This is a genomic window from Hyphomonadaceae bacterium BL14 (assembly GCA_027627705.1).
GTDB lineage: Bacteria > Pseudomonadota > Alphaproteobacteria > Caulobacterales > Maricaulaceae > Oceanicaulis.
The window spans coordinates 2,244,648-2,257,068 of record CP091242.1 but is presented as its reverse complement, the minus strand read 5'-3'; the positions used below and the strand labels follow the sequence as shown (position 1 = coordinate 2,257,068).

The window sequence follows — 12,421 nt, the reverse complement described above, 5'->3', positions numbered from 1 at the left end:
GGGCCATACTCTGTCCATTCAGGCGCGCAGGCGCTGCGGATCAAGGCGGGCCGGACCCATGATGCACCTCAAGCCCCTGTGGCTGGCCGGCGCGCTGGCGCTGACGGCGGCGTGCGGCGCGCAAGCGGGCGATACGCGAAGCGAAGAGCGCGCGGTCATGATCGAGGCGGTCTCCGTCCCGCTCTATCCCGATGATCCCGAGCGCCGCGATGCAGGCGCGCTCATCTATCGCGGCGGGCTCGCCCTGACGTCCCCCGATCCCGCCTTTGGCGGGTTTTCAGCGCTGGAGCTCAGCGCTGACGGCACGCGCCTGCTGGCCATCTCCGATCGCGGGCAATGGCTTGTCGCCGACATCATCCATGACGCGGACGGCGCGCCGCTGGCGCTGGATAATGCCCGCATGGCACCCTTGCGTGATTTCGACGGCGCGCCTTTGGAGGGCCGCTGGGCCGACGCTGAAGGCCTCGCCCATTGGTCGGACGGCGTGTATCTCGTCAGCTTTGAACGTCATCACCGGGTGGAATCCTATATATTGGGCGAGGACTGGTCGCTGATCGGCTCGGCCAACGCCACCCGCCTGCCCCCGCCGCCGGGGGCGGATGATCTGCCTGACAACGGCTCTCTGGAAGCCCTCGCCGTCCAGTCGGGCTTCGCCTGGGTGGGGGTGGAATATCCGCAAGGCATTACCGGCGTTCACACGGTCTTCCGCTACGATCTCTCCGATCCGGGCGCGCAGGCGACCGGGCACCGCGTCCAGCTGGCGCCGGGCTTCGGGCTGGTGGCGTTTGCTGAGCTGGGCGATGGGCAGCTCCTGGCCGTGCAGCGCTTCTGGCGGCGCGATGTGGGCAATCGCATCCGCATCAGCCGCATAACCGAAGCCGCCATCCTCGATCCGCGCAACCGCCCGGCGGGTGAGCTGCTGGCCGAGATCACGCCTGACATGACGGTCGACAATATCGAAGCCGCCGCCGTGGTGACCGTCGATGGCCGTCAGCGCCTCTACCTCATCTCCGATGACAATTTCAGCGCCACCCAGCGCACGCTGCTGATGAGCTTTGATCTGCCGGAGTAGCGTTCAGGCGCTGCGCCAGATCCGCTCCAGCCCGTATGCGTCCATAACCGCGTCAACGCTGACGACCGGCAGGCCACGCCGCTGCGCCTGCGCGATGATCATCCGGTCGAACGGATCCCGGTGATGCAAGGGCAGAGCGCCGGCCGCGAGTGCATCCTCCATCTCCACGCCCATCAGGGAAAAACCCTTGCCGACGCCGTCGCGGGCCATGCGCCTGGCGATCTCCGCCATGCCCGGCGTGCGTCCGGCAGCGGCCTTGACCGACATTTCCCACACTGACACGACGCTGAGCCAGCAGTCCGAGTTGATCATTCGCTCGCGCGCAGCCGGGCTCAGTTTTCGATCCCCGGTCACGAACCAGACATAGGCGTGGGTGTCGCACACCACGCTCACGCGGTTTCGGGCTCCAGATCAGCCTCCCACAGGGCGATCTCTTCCTCGCTCATTGGCGCGACGAGCGCCTCATGGTCGGCGTCGGTGAGGATGATATCGCTCCACTCCCCCGGCTGATGGCGCGGGGCGGGGGCGGGGTCTGCCAGGATCAGTCGCGCCACCGGCGTGTCGCCGCGGGCGATGATGATTTCCTCGCCCGCCTCCACTGCGCGCAGGAGGCGCGACAGATGGGTTTTGGCTTCATGGACGGTGACGGTGCGGGCCATGGCGGCCTCCAGGTTGGCTAAGTCAACTTGACTAAGCTAATCCGGATTGGCCGCTGGTACAAGATTCGCCCCTACAAGCTCAGCAATTCCGGGTCTCCGCCCTGGGCGGCGATGTTGATGGTGATCACCCGTTCCGCCGCGAAGCGCACCAGATAATTGGGTCCGCCCGCCTTGGGGCCGGTGCCCGACAGGCCCTCGCCGCCAAAGGGCTGCACGCCCACCACCGCGCCGATCATGGACCGGTTCACATAGACATTGCCCGCCGGCACCGCCGCGCGCACCATCTCCATGAAGCGCTCCAGGCGCGAGTGTACGCCCAGCGTCAGCCCATAGCGCTTGGCCGCCAGCTGGGCGGCGATCGCGGGCAGGTCCGCGCGCTTGTAGCGCAGCACGTGCAGAACGGGTCCGAACTTCTCCTCGGTGATCTGGTCGAGCGTGTCGATCTCCACCAGCGCCGGCGCAAAGAACAGACCCTTGGCCTTCACGCCTGCGTCCAGCGGCGCGCGGTGCAGGAGGCGCGCGCCCGCGCCGGTGATGGCGTCCAGATGGGCGTCCAGCATGGCCACGGCGTCAGCGTCGATGACCGGCCCGATATCGGTGGCCGGGTCCGACGGATCGCCCAGCTGGAGCGCGTCCATGGCCCCTTTCAGCCCCTCGATCAGCCCGTCAGCGCTCTCCTGGGGCAGGATGATCAGGCGCATGGCCGAGCAGCGCTGGCCCGCCGACCCGAAGGCGGAATGGATTGTATCGTCGATCACCTGTTCCTTCAGGGCCGAGGTGTCCACAAACATGGCGTTCAGCCCGCCGGTTTCGGCAATCAGCGGCACGATCGGCCCGTCCTTGGCGGCCAGCGCCCGGTTGATCAGGCGCGCGACCTGTGTGGAGCCGGTGAAGGCGACCCCGTCAATATCCTCCAGCCCCGTCAGCGCCGCACCCACCCGGCCATCGCCAGGCAGGAGGTGCAGTACGTCGGCGGGCAGGCCGGCTTTGAGGAAAATCTTCACCGCTTCAAACGCGATCAGAGGGCTCTGCTCGGCAGGTTTGGCCAGCACGGTATTGCCCGCGGCCAGCGCGGCAGAGAGCTCGCCGGTGAAGATCGCCAGCGGAAAATTCCACGGGCTGATGCACACGAACACGCCCCGCCCCGCCAGGCCCAGATGATTGGTCTCCCCCGCCGGTCCGGGCAGGCGCACCGGGGCGGCGAACTTGGTCTCGGCTTCGGCCGCATAATAGCGCAGGAAATCCACCGCCTCGCGCACTTCGGCCACGCCATCGGCCAGCGTCTTGCCGGTTTCGCGTGTCATCAGGGCGATCAGCCGGTCGGTCTCCGCCTCCAGCGCATCGGCCATGTCGCGCAGGATTTCGGCGCGATTGGCACCCCCCCGCTGGTCCCAGCCGGGCTGGGCGGCGCGGGCGGCGTCCAGGGCGCGGGTGATATCGGCCTCGCCCGCATCACGCACCTGCGCCACCGCGAAGGCGAAATCGGCAGGACTGCACAGCGTGATGCCGCCGCCGGTCACCGCCTCGCCTCTGATGATGGGGCCGCAGGGCCACGGTGCACCGGCGTCAAAACTCTTCTGGGCCTCGGCCAAACGGGCCCGCACGCTGGCTTGGCTCAGATCCACGCCCGCAGCATTGATCCGGCTCTCGCCATAGAGTGCCGGCGGGGCGGGGATGAAGGGATGGCGATCCAGCGTCGCGGCGGCCGCGAACGGGCCTCTGGCGACGTCTTCGGCCGGCACGTCGGGGTCCAGGAAGCTGTGCACGAAGGAGGTATTGGCACCGTTCTCCAGCAGGCGGCGTACCAGATAGGGGAGCAAATCCTCATGACTGCCCACCGGCGCATAGACCCGCACGCGGGCGAGATCGTCATAGGCTTCGGCTGCCGCGTCATAGAGCGGCTCGCCCATCCCGTGCAGGCGCTGGAATTCGTATTCACTCTGCCCGGCCTCGGCCGCCAGTGCGCGCACAGCGGCCAGCGTATGGGCGTTATGGGTGGCGAACTGGCCATAGATGGCGCCGCGCGCTTCCAGCATGAGCCGCGCGCAGGCCAGGAAATTGAGATCGGTGGCCGGCTTGGTGGACCAGACCGGAAAATCCTCATGACCGGCCATCTGGGCGTGCTTGATCTCGGTGTCCCAATAGGCGCCCTTGACCAGGCGCACCATCAGCCGCCGCCCGCTGGCGTCAGCCAGCGCGATCAGGCGCTCGATCACCGCGTGGGCGCGCTTCTGGTAGGCCTGCACCGCCAGACCCAGCCCGTTCCAGCCCGCCAGTGACGGCTCGTGCGCCAGACGCTCCAGAATTTTCAGCGACAGCACCAGACGGTCGGCTTCTTCTGCGTCCAGGCAGAAACCGATATCGGCCGCGCGCGCCGCTTCAGCCTGTTCCAGCAGTTTGGGGTAAAGCGCGTCCATCACATCGGCCAGCTTCACCGCACTATAGCGCGGATGCAGGGCGGACAGCTTGACGCTGACCCCGTCCTCACCCTCAACCGGCCCGTCCTGACGCTTGGCCGCCACCGCCGCGATGGCGCCCATATAGCGCTCGTGATAGCGCCGGGCGTCGGCGTCCGTGCGGGCGGCCTCGCCCAGCATGTCAAAGCTGAACAGCGGTTTGATGCCGCCCGCGCTTTTCCACGCCCGCCCGCGCTTGAGGGCGCCCGCCATGGTGCGGCCCAGCACAAACTGCTCGCCCAGAATGCGCATGGCCTGACGCACGGCGCTGCGGATCACCGGCTCCCCCACCCGGCCGGTGAGGCGGCGGAAATAGCCCGCCGGATCGCGCTGCGCGGCCGGCTCCACATCCATCAGCGATCCGGTGAGCATCAGGCCCAGCGTGGAGGCGTTGACCAGCCAGTTGTCCGATTTCCAGGCATGCTCGGCCCAGGCGCCTGACCCCAGCTTCTCGGCGATCAGGGCGTCGGCGGTCTTGGCGTCCGGCACGCGCAGCAGCGCCTCGGCCAGGCACATCAGGGCCAGCCCCTCCTTGTTGGACAGGCCGAACTCCTGAAGAAAGCTCTCCATCAGCCCCGCGGTGCGCCGCGCCTTGCGGGCATGCTCCACCAGTCCGACCGCCGCCTTGCCCACCCGTGCCCGGGCGTCGGTATTGAGGCCGACCTGAGCGTCGATCCGGCGCGCCGCCTCGCGCTCATCGGCGTATTTCAGGGCGTCAAGGCCATCCCAATCGATGGCGGCGGGGCGCAGGTCTGCGCGAGCAGCGGATACAGCCATGGCGTGAACCTCCCAAGGGATGTTTTTACCCGCGACATTGCGCATGCGCGCGTTTTCCACGCAAGTGAATCACGCTGATGGCGGTGCCGTGCACGCATGTCCGGACAAGGGACTACGGGGGTGGAGCGCGATGACCTGTGCGGTGGTTCAGCGCTTGACGCAGCCCGGCCTGTCTCAGCGAGATCGAGCATGGCCGCAAGGTGCCCAGCCTCGCCACGCTGCGCCGCCTCAGTGATGCCCTTTCGGTCGGCCTCGACGGCCTCGCCCCTGCGGCGCCGGGATCGCTTCGCCTCCCGGACAAAACGCGCTAGACACGCGCCCTGTCATACTCAACAGGGCCGGAGCCTGCCTGATGGACGATTCGCCGCTGCGCATTCTTGTCGTCACCGACGCCTGGGAGCCCCAGGTGAACGGCGTGGTGCGCACCCTGTCGCGTACCGTCGATGAGTGCCGGGCCATGGGTCATGAGGTGGAGGTGATCCATCCGGGTCTGGGCTTCCGCACCATTCCGCTGCCCACCTACCCCGACATCAAGCTGGCGCTGGGCGCGCGCGATGATCTTGAAGCGCGCTTCAAGGCGTTTGAGCCCGAGGCCATCCATATCGCCACCGAGGGCACGCTGGGCCACGTGGCCCGGCGCATCTGCCTGTCGTGGAAACTGCCCTTCTCCACCAGCTATCACACCCAGTTTCCCGAATATGTGCACGCGCGCTTCCCGTTCATTCCCCTGTCGGCGGGCTACGCCTTCATGCGGCGCTTTCACAATGCCGGTAACCGGCTGATGGTGGCCACGCCCACCATGCGTGACGAGCTGTCCAAGCGTGGCTTCAACAACATCACGCCCTGGACGCGCGGCGTGGACACCGTGCTTTTCCACCCGGAAAAGCGCCACATGGACGGTGAAAGCGTCTATGCCGGGCTGGAGGGTCCGATCTTTGTCTATATCGGCCGTGTGGCGGTGGAAAAGAATATCGAGGCCTTCCTCAAAACCGATCTGCCCGGCACCAAGGTTGTCGTCGGGCCGGGACCGCAGCTGGACGAGCTCAAGCGCAAATATCCCAAAGTGGTCTTCCCCGGATCAAAGTCCGGCGTGGAGCTGGCGCGCTATTTTGCGGACGCCGATGTCATGGTGTTCCCAAGCTTTACCGACACGTTCGGCCTGGTGATTCTGGAATCCATGGCCTGCGGCACGCCAGTGGCAGCCTATATCGCGCCGGGTCCCAAGGACATCATCCCCGGGTCGGGCGCGGGCGCGGTCCATGATGATCTGCGCACGGCATGCCTCGACGCCCTGACCATGGACCGGGCCCGGTGCCGGGAATACGCCGAAGGCTTCTCCTGGCGCGCCTGCGCGGAAGAGTTTGTGCGCAATCTCAAGCCCCAGCCCCGGCCCGAGCGCAAACGCTTCTGGCGGCGCTTGCGGCGCCTGCGCCGGCGTGGCTGAGCCGGCTGGTCCGGCTCAGTCCGCGGTCTTGCGGCCTCGGCCGAAGCGGAACCAGCGCTTGAAGCTGTCGGCATTGGCCTGACCCAGCGCGCCCTGACGGAACACCATCCCCGCGCCCCACAGCACCAGGGCTGTGGTGATCAGCATCAGCGCGCCCGACCCCAAAAGCTCCCAGAGCGGCGGGTCCGAAGGCAGGCGGGCCATCATCAGGAAAGGCGTCCACAGCGGCACCCAGCTGGCGGCGCGAACCACCAGAGAGTCGGACGCCTCCAGCGAGAAGAACAAGAACAGGATCGGCAGGATCAGCATCCAGATCACCGGACCCATCAGGGTCTGGGCGTCCTGCAGCGTGTCGCACAGCGATCCCAGCGCCAGGAAAATCGCCCCGAACATCAGATAGCCGGCCATGAAGAAGATGAACGCCGCAAGCAGGAGCTGCGGATCGGCGGCAGCGCCGATCACCTCCATCATGCGCGGATCGGCCCCGGAAAGGGCGGTCCCGGCGAACACGGTCAGCCCTGTGCCCACCACGCCCCACACCGCAAACAGGGTGAAGGACATGGCCGCCACCCCGGCCAGCTTGCCGATCAGGATGTCCTGGAATCGCGCCGTGGACATGAGCACTTCAATGATCTTGCCGCCCTTTTCCTCTATCAGGCTGGTGAGCAGCATATTGGCCACCGAGAACACGGCCAGCCACAGGATAAACGCGATCACCACCGCCACCACATAGGGCGCGCGGTCGGCCGTGGTCACCTCCGCGTCCACGGCGGCTCCGGGCCTGGCGTCCAGCGTCGTTACCTCGGGGCTCAGGGTCAGCAGCGCATTGGCTTCCAGTGCGCTCAGGCCGCGGGTCTCCAGCGCGTCGCGGCGCAGGAAGTCCCTCACGAAAACGGTGATGTCGCTGCGCAGGCCCGTGCTGGTCAGATTGGCCGACACGTAATCAATGGCAATCCCGCGCTCCGGGTGCGGCCGCATGACGAAAACCGCAAACAGCGGGCGCTCGCCCTCGGGTGTGGTGACGGTGGATTCGCCTGTCAGATAGGGGCGTAAATCGTCCAGCGTGGCACCGGGTGCCTCGACCAGAAAGCGCCGTGAGGATCCGGCGGTCAGCACGCCGCGCGCGCTTTCCAGGCCCGCAGCAGCCATGGCGTTGTCCAGTCCGCCCAGACCCTCGGCATCGGCGTCGAACGCCTCCAGCGCGGCGCGGGCAGTCTCATCGCCTGCGCTGGCACGCGCCATGATCTCCAGCCGTTCGCGCACCGCACCACGGCGCTCGGAATCCAGGCGCGCCCGGATCATGTCGTCCACGCCCCGCCCGGTTTCGTCGATGACCGAGAAATAGCGCACAGGCTGCGAGCCCTGGATCAGGGCGGGCACGCCCGCACCGATGGCCGCGAAGGCGGGCACCGCCAGCAAGGACAGCCAGAAGCCCCAGGTGGCGACGTAAGACAGGTATTCCCGCCGGGCGATCAGCAAAATGGCGCGCATGGCTCAGGCCTCCTGACGGGCGGGTTGGGCGGGACCGGCGGCTTCTTCGCCCACCAGGGCGACGAAGGCATCATGCAGATGGGCGCGGCGCGGCTCGAACCGGGTCAGGCGCACGCCTGCATCCACCAGCGCGCGCAGCACGCCCTGGGCATCTGCGCCCGGTGCCAGCACCAGCCGCCACAAGACGCCGCCGTCGTCCTCGCCACCGTCCTCCCCCACCCGCTCCAGCGTGCCGAATGCGCCCAGCACGCCCGGCAGATCGCAGTTGGCCGGCGCACCGAGCAGGATCTGGCGCGGCACGCGGGCCAGCGCCTCTTCCACCGTGCCGTCAAAGACCTTCTGTCCGCGCGCCATCAATATGATCCGGTCGCACAGGCGCTCGGCATGCTCCATCACATGGGTGGAGAACAGGACTGTGCGTCCGGCCTCAGCCTGTTCGCGGATCACCTGTTCCAGCAGCGACTGGTTGACCGGATCGAGGCCGGAAAACGGCTCGTCGAGAATGATGAAGTCCGGCTCGTGCACGATGGCAGCGATGATCTGGACTTTCTGGGCCATGCCCTTGGACAATTCCTTGATCTTTTTGCGCCCTGCGTCGGCGAGGCCAAAGCGTTCCAGATAGGCGCGCGCACGCCTGCGCGCCTCGCCGGCCGGCACGCCTTTGAGCCGTGCGAAGAACACGATCACGGCTTCGGCGGTCATCTTGCGGTACACGCCGCGCTCTTCAGGCAGAAAGCCCACCCGGTCCATGCCCGCTGCGTCGGGTGTGCGGCCGAACAGACGCGCCGTGCCCGAATCGGGTGCGATCACACCCAGCGACATGCGCAGCGTGGTGGTCTTGCCCGCGCCATTGGGGCCCAGAAAGCCGGTAATCTCTCCGCGCGCGGCGCGGAACGACACGTCGCGCACCGCTGGCTGGCCGCCAAAGCTCTTGGTCAGGCCGCTCACCTCAAGGGCGTATTCGGTCATGTCGGCTGGGTCCCCCGGAACCTTTGGTCAGACGCGTATGCGCGCCGTCATTAAAGTGGTGCGCAGCAGGGTTCCAGTTAAGTCTGTGACAGGAAGCCTGCAAGGCTGTCCTGCTGTCCCGGTGCCGGCGTGCGCGCCAGAATGGCGGCGACCAGCGGGTTGGGAAAGCGCCGCTCCAGCGTGATGGCGCAAAACGCCTCGGTCAGGCCGGGCAGGGTGACGACCTCCACCAGACGGCCGCTGGCCAGTTCGTCGCGCACCACGATGGGTGGTGCCACAGCCAGGCCTGCGCCCTGACGCGCCAGCAGGCGCACCATCGCCATATCATCGACCTCCGCGATGATTTCCGGCCGCAGTCCCAGGCGCACCATCAGCGCGTCAAATCCCGAACGCACGCCGCTCAGGCGCGACGGCACGATGAGCGGGTGCGCGGCCAGCAGGGAGGGCAGATCGCGCACCGCCCCGACCCGGTCCGGCGCACCCACCAGGCTCACCGGCTGCTGCGCCAGGGTGTGCACGGTCCAGACGCTGTCGGCCTCGCGCAGCGGGGCCTGATTGGCCAGCACCAGGTCCAGATTATGCGCGGCCAGCTCCGCCATGAGCTCACCCATGGAGCCGGACCGCAGGTGAATCTCCACCCCGCCCCGGGCCAGCACCGGTGCCAGCAAATCCATCTGGAAATTGCGCGACAATGTCGCCAGCGCCCCGACCCGCAAGGCCCGGCGCGGCGCCCCGGCCCCCGCGCGCATCACCGCTTCCAGCTCCTCTCCGGCGCTGAAGATCGCGTCGGCATAGTCCAGCGCCACCCGGCCCGCCTCGGTCAGCACCAGCGTGCGGCCCCGGCGCTCGAACAGATCATGGCCCAGCTGCGTCTCCAGCTGGCGGATCTGGGTGGACAGGGCGGACTGGGACAGGTTCAGCCGCTGCGCGGCGCGGGTCAGGCGGCCCTCATGGGCCACGGCTGCGAAATAGCGCAAGTGCTTGTAATTCATTCCACACTCCAGATCGTTCGCCTGAAGCGAATGATAACACGTAGAATATGTAATTTATCTAACTGCGTCCATGGCTAGTGTCCCGGCCGGTCACGCCGCCGCCTGTGCCGGGAGCCCTCCATGGACATTCTGCTCGACTTTGCCGCCACCTTCGCCGCCCAGCTGCAAAAGCCCACGCTCGCCTTCCTGATCGGCGGGATGGTGATTGCCGCCCTGGGCAGCCAGCTGACCATTCCCGACCCGATCTACCGCTTCATCGTCTTCATGCTGCTGATGACCATCGGGCTCAGGGCCGGCATGGAGATTCGCGAGGCCGATCTTGCCAGCATGATCTTGCCCGGCCTGTTCGCCCTGGTGCTGGGCCTGGGGATTGTGGCCGTGGGCGCGGCGGTGCTGACGCGCCTGCCCGGTCTGAAGGCGGATGACGGCTACGCCACCGCCGGCCTGTTCGGGGCGGTATCAGCCTCCTCCCTCGCCGCTGCCATGGTGGTGTTGGATGAGGAGGGCATTGCCTATGAGGCCTGGGCCCCGGCGCTCTATCCCTTCATGGATTTGCCGGCGCTTCTGGCCGCGATCGTCCTGGCCGGCATTGCCCGCCAGCGCCACTCACCCGGCGGCGCCAAGGCCGACATCAAGGCGATTGTTCTCGACAGCCTGCGCGGTTCGGCCATCTCGGCCCTGCTGCTGGGCATGGTGCTGGGGCTGATCACACAGCCCGCCGGCGTGGTGGAAGATTTCTACGACCCGATGTTCCGCGGTCTTCTGTCCATCCTGATGCTGATCCTGGGCATGGAGGCCTGGGCGCGCCTGTCGGAGCTGGCAAAGGTCGCCCACTGGTACGCCCTCTACGCCTCCATCTCCCCGATCGTGCACGGCCTGGCGGCGTTCGCACTGGGCTATGTGGCGCATGTCGCCACGGGCTTTTCGCCCGGCGGGGTGGTGTTGCTGGCGGTGATGGCGGGCTCCAGCTCGGATATTTCCGGCCCGCCGACCTTGCGCGCGGGCATACCCGGCGCCAATCCGTCTGCCTATATCGGGGCGTCCACCAGCATCGGCACGCCTGTGGCGATCGCCGTGGGCATCCCGCTTTATGTCGCCCTCGCCCAGCTTGTCTTCGATCTCTAGCGTCAGGAGACCGCCATGACCGCGTTTCACAAGGCCACCAAGATCATTCTGGTCGTCGAGCGCCTGTTGCGCGACCGGGTTGTTGCCATCATCGAGGCGGAAGGGGCCAAGGGCTACACCGTCACCGAAGGCACCGGCAAAGGCGAGCATGGCCTGCACGGTTCGGACCGGCCCGGCATCGCCCCCGGCTTCAACATCGTGCGCATCGAGGTGATCGTGGCCAGCCGCGACGCCGCCGAGCGCATCGCCCTGACCGTATCGCAGCGCTGTTTCACCGATCACCCGGGCATTGTGTATATGAGCGAGGTCGAGGTACTGCGCCCGGAGAAATTCTAGGCGCTACAACGAGGCTGGCCGGGGCGGCGTTTCCGGTTCAGTCTGTGTCCGCACCCCTGCCAGGATGCGCCGCCGCTTCAAGGAGCCGAGCATTGACCCCTTCGCCTTTCCCGCTGGATTTCGCCGCCCTCATCCCCGACACGCGCCCGCGCCGCTGGCTGATCCTGCCGCCTGGCTTCGTCAGCGCGGCGCAGCCGGACGCCGTAAGCCCGGTCTTCGCCTGCACGCCCGCGGCGCTGCTCTCGGCGGTGGACGCCGTGGCGCTGGCTGAAGAGCGCACCGTGCGCATGCGCGATGGCGGGGGGCAGGCGGAATACGTGCAGCGATCGAAAATATTCAAATTCCCCGACCGCATCACGGTAGAGGCCATGGCCACAGGCGATGGCGCGGCGCTGGCGGCCTATTCGCGCGCCGAAGTCGGGCGCTATGACTTCAAGGTCAATCAGCGCCGTCTGGAGCGCTGGATCGCGGCGTTGCAGGACCGGCTCTGAGCGTGCCGCATGGCCGGAACGCGAAACCGGTCCCGCCCTTCTCTGGCTCCGCTTTCTCCGCCTCCGCTTTCTGCGGCACGGCTCAGCCTGACGGCAGCGCGAAATAGAGCAGGTCCAGCGCCGGCGGCTCGGCCACGCCCAGCTGGCGCAAGATGTGGGTCGCCTGACCGCGATGATGGGTCTGGTGATTGAACACATGGGTGAGGATGATCTTCACCGGCAGCGCCTTCGCCTCGCCGCGCGTATTGGCGTACTCCAGAACCCGCTCCAGATCGTCCATACTCAGGCCCGCGACATAGGTGCTCAGGCGCTGGTCCTCGGCCTCGCGCGCGGCGCGCAGATCCTCGAACAGGGCGTAGGGCTCTTCATCCAGCCGTGTGGGCGCTTCGCCCTCGCCGGTCAGGCGGCGCAGCCAGATCCGGTCCGCCACCAGAACATGGCTCAGCGTGCCATGCAGGCTGCGGAAATACGCTTTCACATCCCGCTTGCGCTCAAAATCCTTGAGCGCTGTGGCGGCGTCGTAAAGCCGGGCATTGGCCCAGGCATTGTAGGCGGCGAAGCGCTTGAAGTGGTCGAGCACGCGTGAGACATCCTTCACGTCATTGAACC

The 12,421-nt window shown here is 67.3% G+C and carries 12 protein-coding genes; 5 read left to right on the top strand and 7 right to left on the bottom strand.

Annotation, left to right across the window (positions count from 1 at the left end; all coding sequences use genetic code 11):
• Window positions 1-58: 58 nt before the first annotated feature.
• Entirely contained in the window at window positions 59-1,072 is a 1,014-nt protein-coding gene (locus L2D00_10980) for an esterase-like activity of phytase family protein (GenBank protein ID WBQ12367.1), read from the top strand.
• 3 nt (window positions 1,073-1,075) lie between these two features.
• Here L2D00_10980 and L2D00_10975 read toward each other — a convergent pair whose 3' ends face one another.
• From L2D00_10975 to putA, 3 genes are all read right to left on the bottom strand, one after another.
• Entirely contained in the window at window positions 1,076-1,465 is a 390-nt protein-coding gene (locus L2D00_10975) for a type II toxin-antitoxin system VapC family toxin (GenBank protein ID WBQ12366.1), read from the bottom strand.
• Window positions 1,462-1,731: a type II toxin-antitoxin system prevent-host-death family antitoxin gene (locus tag L2D00_10970; protein ID WBQ12365.1), complete on the bottom strand. Its 270-nt coding sequence runs from the start codon at window positions 1,729-1,731 to the stop codon at window positions 1,462-1,464. Before L2D00_10970 ends, L2D00_10975 begins: the two co-directional genes overlap by 4 nt.
• Before the next feature lie 71 nt (window positions 1,732-1,802).
• Window positions 1,803-4,964: a bifunctional proline dehydrogenase/L-glutamate gamma-semialdehyde dehydrogenase PutA gene (putA, locus tag L2D00_10965; GenBank protein ID WBQ12364.1), complete on the bottom strand. Its 3,162-nt coding sequence runs from the start codon at window positions 4,962-4,964 to the stop codon at window positions 1,803-1,805.
• Between the two features lie 352 nt (window positions 4,965-5,316).
• Here putA and L2D00_10960 point away from each other — a divergent pair, with 352 nt between their 5' ends.
• Window positions 5,317-6,408 carry a glycosyltransferase family 1 protein gene (locus L2D00_10960; protein ID WBQ12363.1) on the top strand — a complete coding sequence of 364 codons (1,092 nt, stop codon included), beginning with the start codon at window positions 5,317-5,319 and terminating at the stop codon, window positions 6,406-6,408.
• A 15-nt stretch (window positions 6,409-6,423) separates the two neighbouring features.
• Here the strand turns inward: L2D00_10960 and L2D00_10955 are convergent, their stop codons facing one another.
• The 3 genes from L2D00_10955 to L2D00_10945 form a co-directional block, all read right to left on the bottom strand.
• On the bottom strand, window positions 6,424-7,899 hold the full coding sequence (locus L2D00_10955) for an ABC transporter permease (protein WBQ12362.1): 1,476 nt from the start codon (window positions 7,897-7,899) through the stop codon (window positions 6,424-6,426).
• Window positions 7,900-7,902: 3 nt separating this feature from the next.
• The gene (locus tag L2D00_10950) at window positions 7,903-8,868 is read right to left on the bottom strand and encodes an ATP-binding cassette domain-containing protein (GenBank protein ID WBQ12361.1); all 966 of its coding nucleotides are present in this window, start codon (window positions 8,866-8,868) and stop codon (window positions 7,903-7,905) included.
• Window positions 8,869-8,945: 77 nt separating this feature from the next.
• Window positions 8,946-9,860 (bottom strand): LysR family transcriptional regulator, encoded by a 915-nt coding sequence (locus tag L2D00_10945; protein ID WBQ12360.1) that lies wholly within the window; start codon window positions 9,858-9,860, stop codon window positions 8,946-8,948.
• 120 nt (window positions 9,861-9,980) lie between these two features.
• Between L2D00_10945 and L2D00_10940 the strand changes: the two genes are divergently transcribed.
• From L2D00_10940 to L2D00_10930, 3 genes are all read left to right on the top strand, one after another.
• Window positions 9,981-10,985 (top strand): sodium-dependent bicarbonate transport family permease, encoded by a 1,005-nt coding sequence (locus tag L2D00_10940; GenBank protein ID WBQ12359.1) that lies wholly within the window; start codon window positions 9,981-9,983, stop codon window positions 10,983-10,985.
• 15 nt (window positions 10,986-11,000) lie between these two features.
• Window positions 11,001-11,321, top strand: coding sequence for a hypothetical protein (locus L2D00_10935; GenBank protein WBQ12358.1), 321 nt, complete (start codon window positions 11,001-11,003; stop codon window positions 11,319-11,321).
• A 92-nt stretch (window positions 11,322-11,413) separates the two neighbouring features.
• Window positions 11,414-11,812, top strand: coding sequence for a DUF1499 domain-containing protein (locus L2D00_10930; GenBank protein WBQ12357.1), 399 nt, complete (start codon window positions 11,414-11,416; stop codon window positions 11,810-11,812).
• 82 nt (window positions 11,813-11,894) lie between these two features.
• On the opposite strand, the gene L2D00_10925 is transcribed toward L2D00_10930, so the two are convergent.
• Window positions 11,895-12,392, bottom strand: a complete 498-nt coding sequence (locus L2D00_10925) for a DinB family protein (protein WBQ12356.1) — start codon at window positions 12,390-12,392, stop codon at window positions 11,895-11,897.
• Window positions 12,393-12,421: the final 29 nt, after the last annotated feature.

Excerpts from the sequence above, each read along its gene's own strand:
- L2D00_10980 (WBQ12367.1), top strand. The coding sequence starts at position 59 with ATGATGCACCTCAAGCCCCTGTGGCTGGCCGGCGCGCTGGCGCTGACG.
- L2D00_10970 (WBQ12365.1), bottom strand. The coding sequence starts at position 1,731 with ATGGCCCGCACCGTCACCGTCCATGAAGCCAAAACCCATCTGTCGCGC.
- putA (WBQ12364.1), bottom strand. The coding sequence starts at position 4,964 with ATGGCTGTATCCGCTGCTCGCGCAGACCTGCGCCCCGCCGCCATCGAT.
- L2D00_10960 (WBQ12363.1), top strand. The coding sequence starts at position 5,317 with ATGGACGATTCGCCGCTGCGCATTCTTGTCGTCACCGACGCCTGGGAG.
- L2D00_10955 (WBQ12362.1), bottom strand. The coding sequence starts at position 7,899 with ATGCGCGCCATTTTGCTGATCGCCCGGCGGGAATACCTGTCTTACGTC.
- L2D00_10950 (WBQ12361.1), bottom strand. The coding sequence starts at position 8,868 with ATGACCGAATACGCCCTTGAGGTGAGCGGCCTGACCAAGAGCTTTGGC.
- L2D00_10945 (WBQ12360.1), bottom strand. The coding sequence starts at position 9,860 with ATGAATTACAAGCACTTGCGCTATTTCGCAGCCGTGGCCCATGAGGGC.
- L2D00_10940 (WBQ12359.1), top strand. The coding sequence starts at position 9,981 with ATGGACATTCTGCTCGACTTTGCCGCCACCTTCGCCGCCCAGCTGCAA.
- L2D00_10935 (WBQ12358.1), top strand. The coding sequence starts at position 11,001 with ATGACCGCGTTTCACAAGGCCACCAAGATCATTCTGGTCGTCGAGCGC.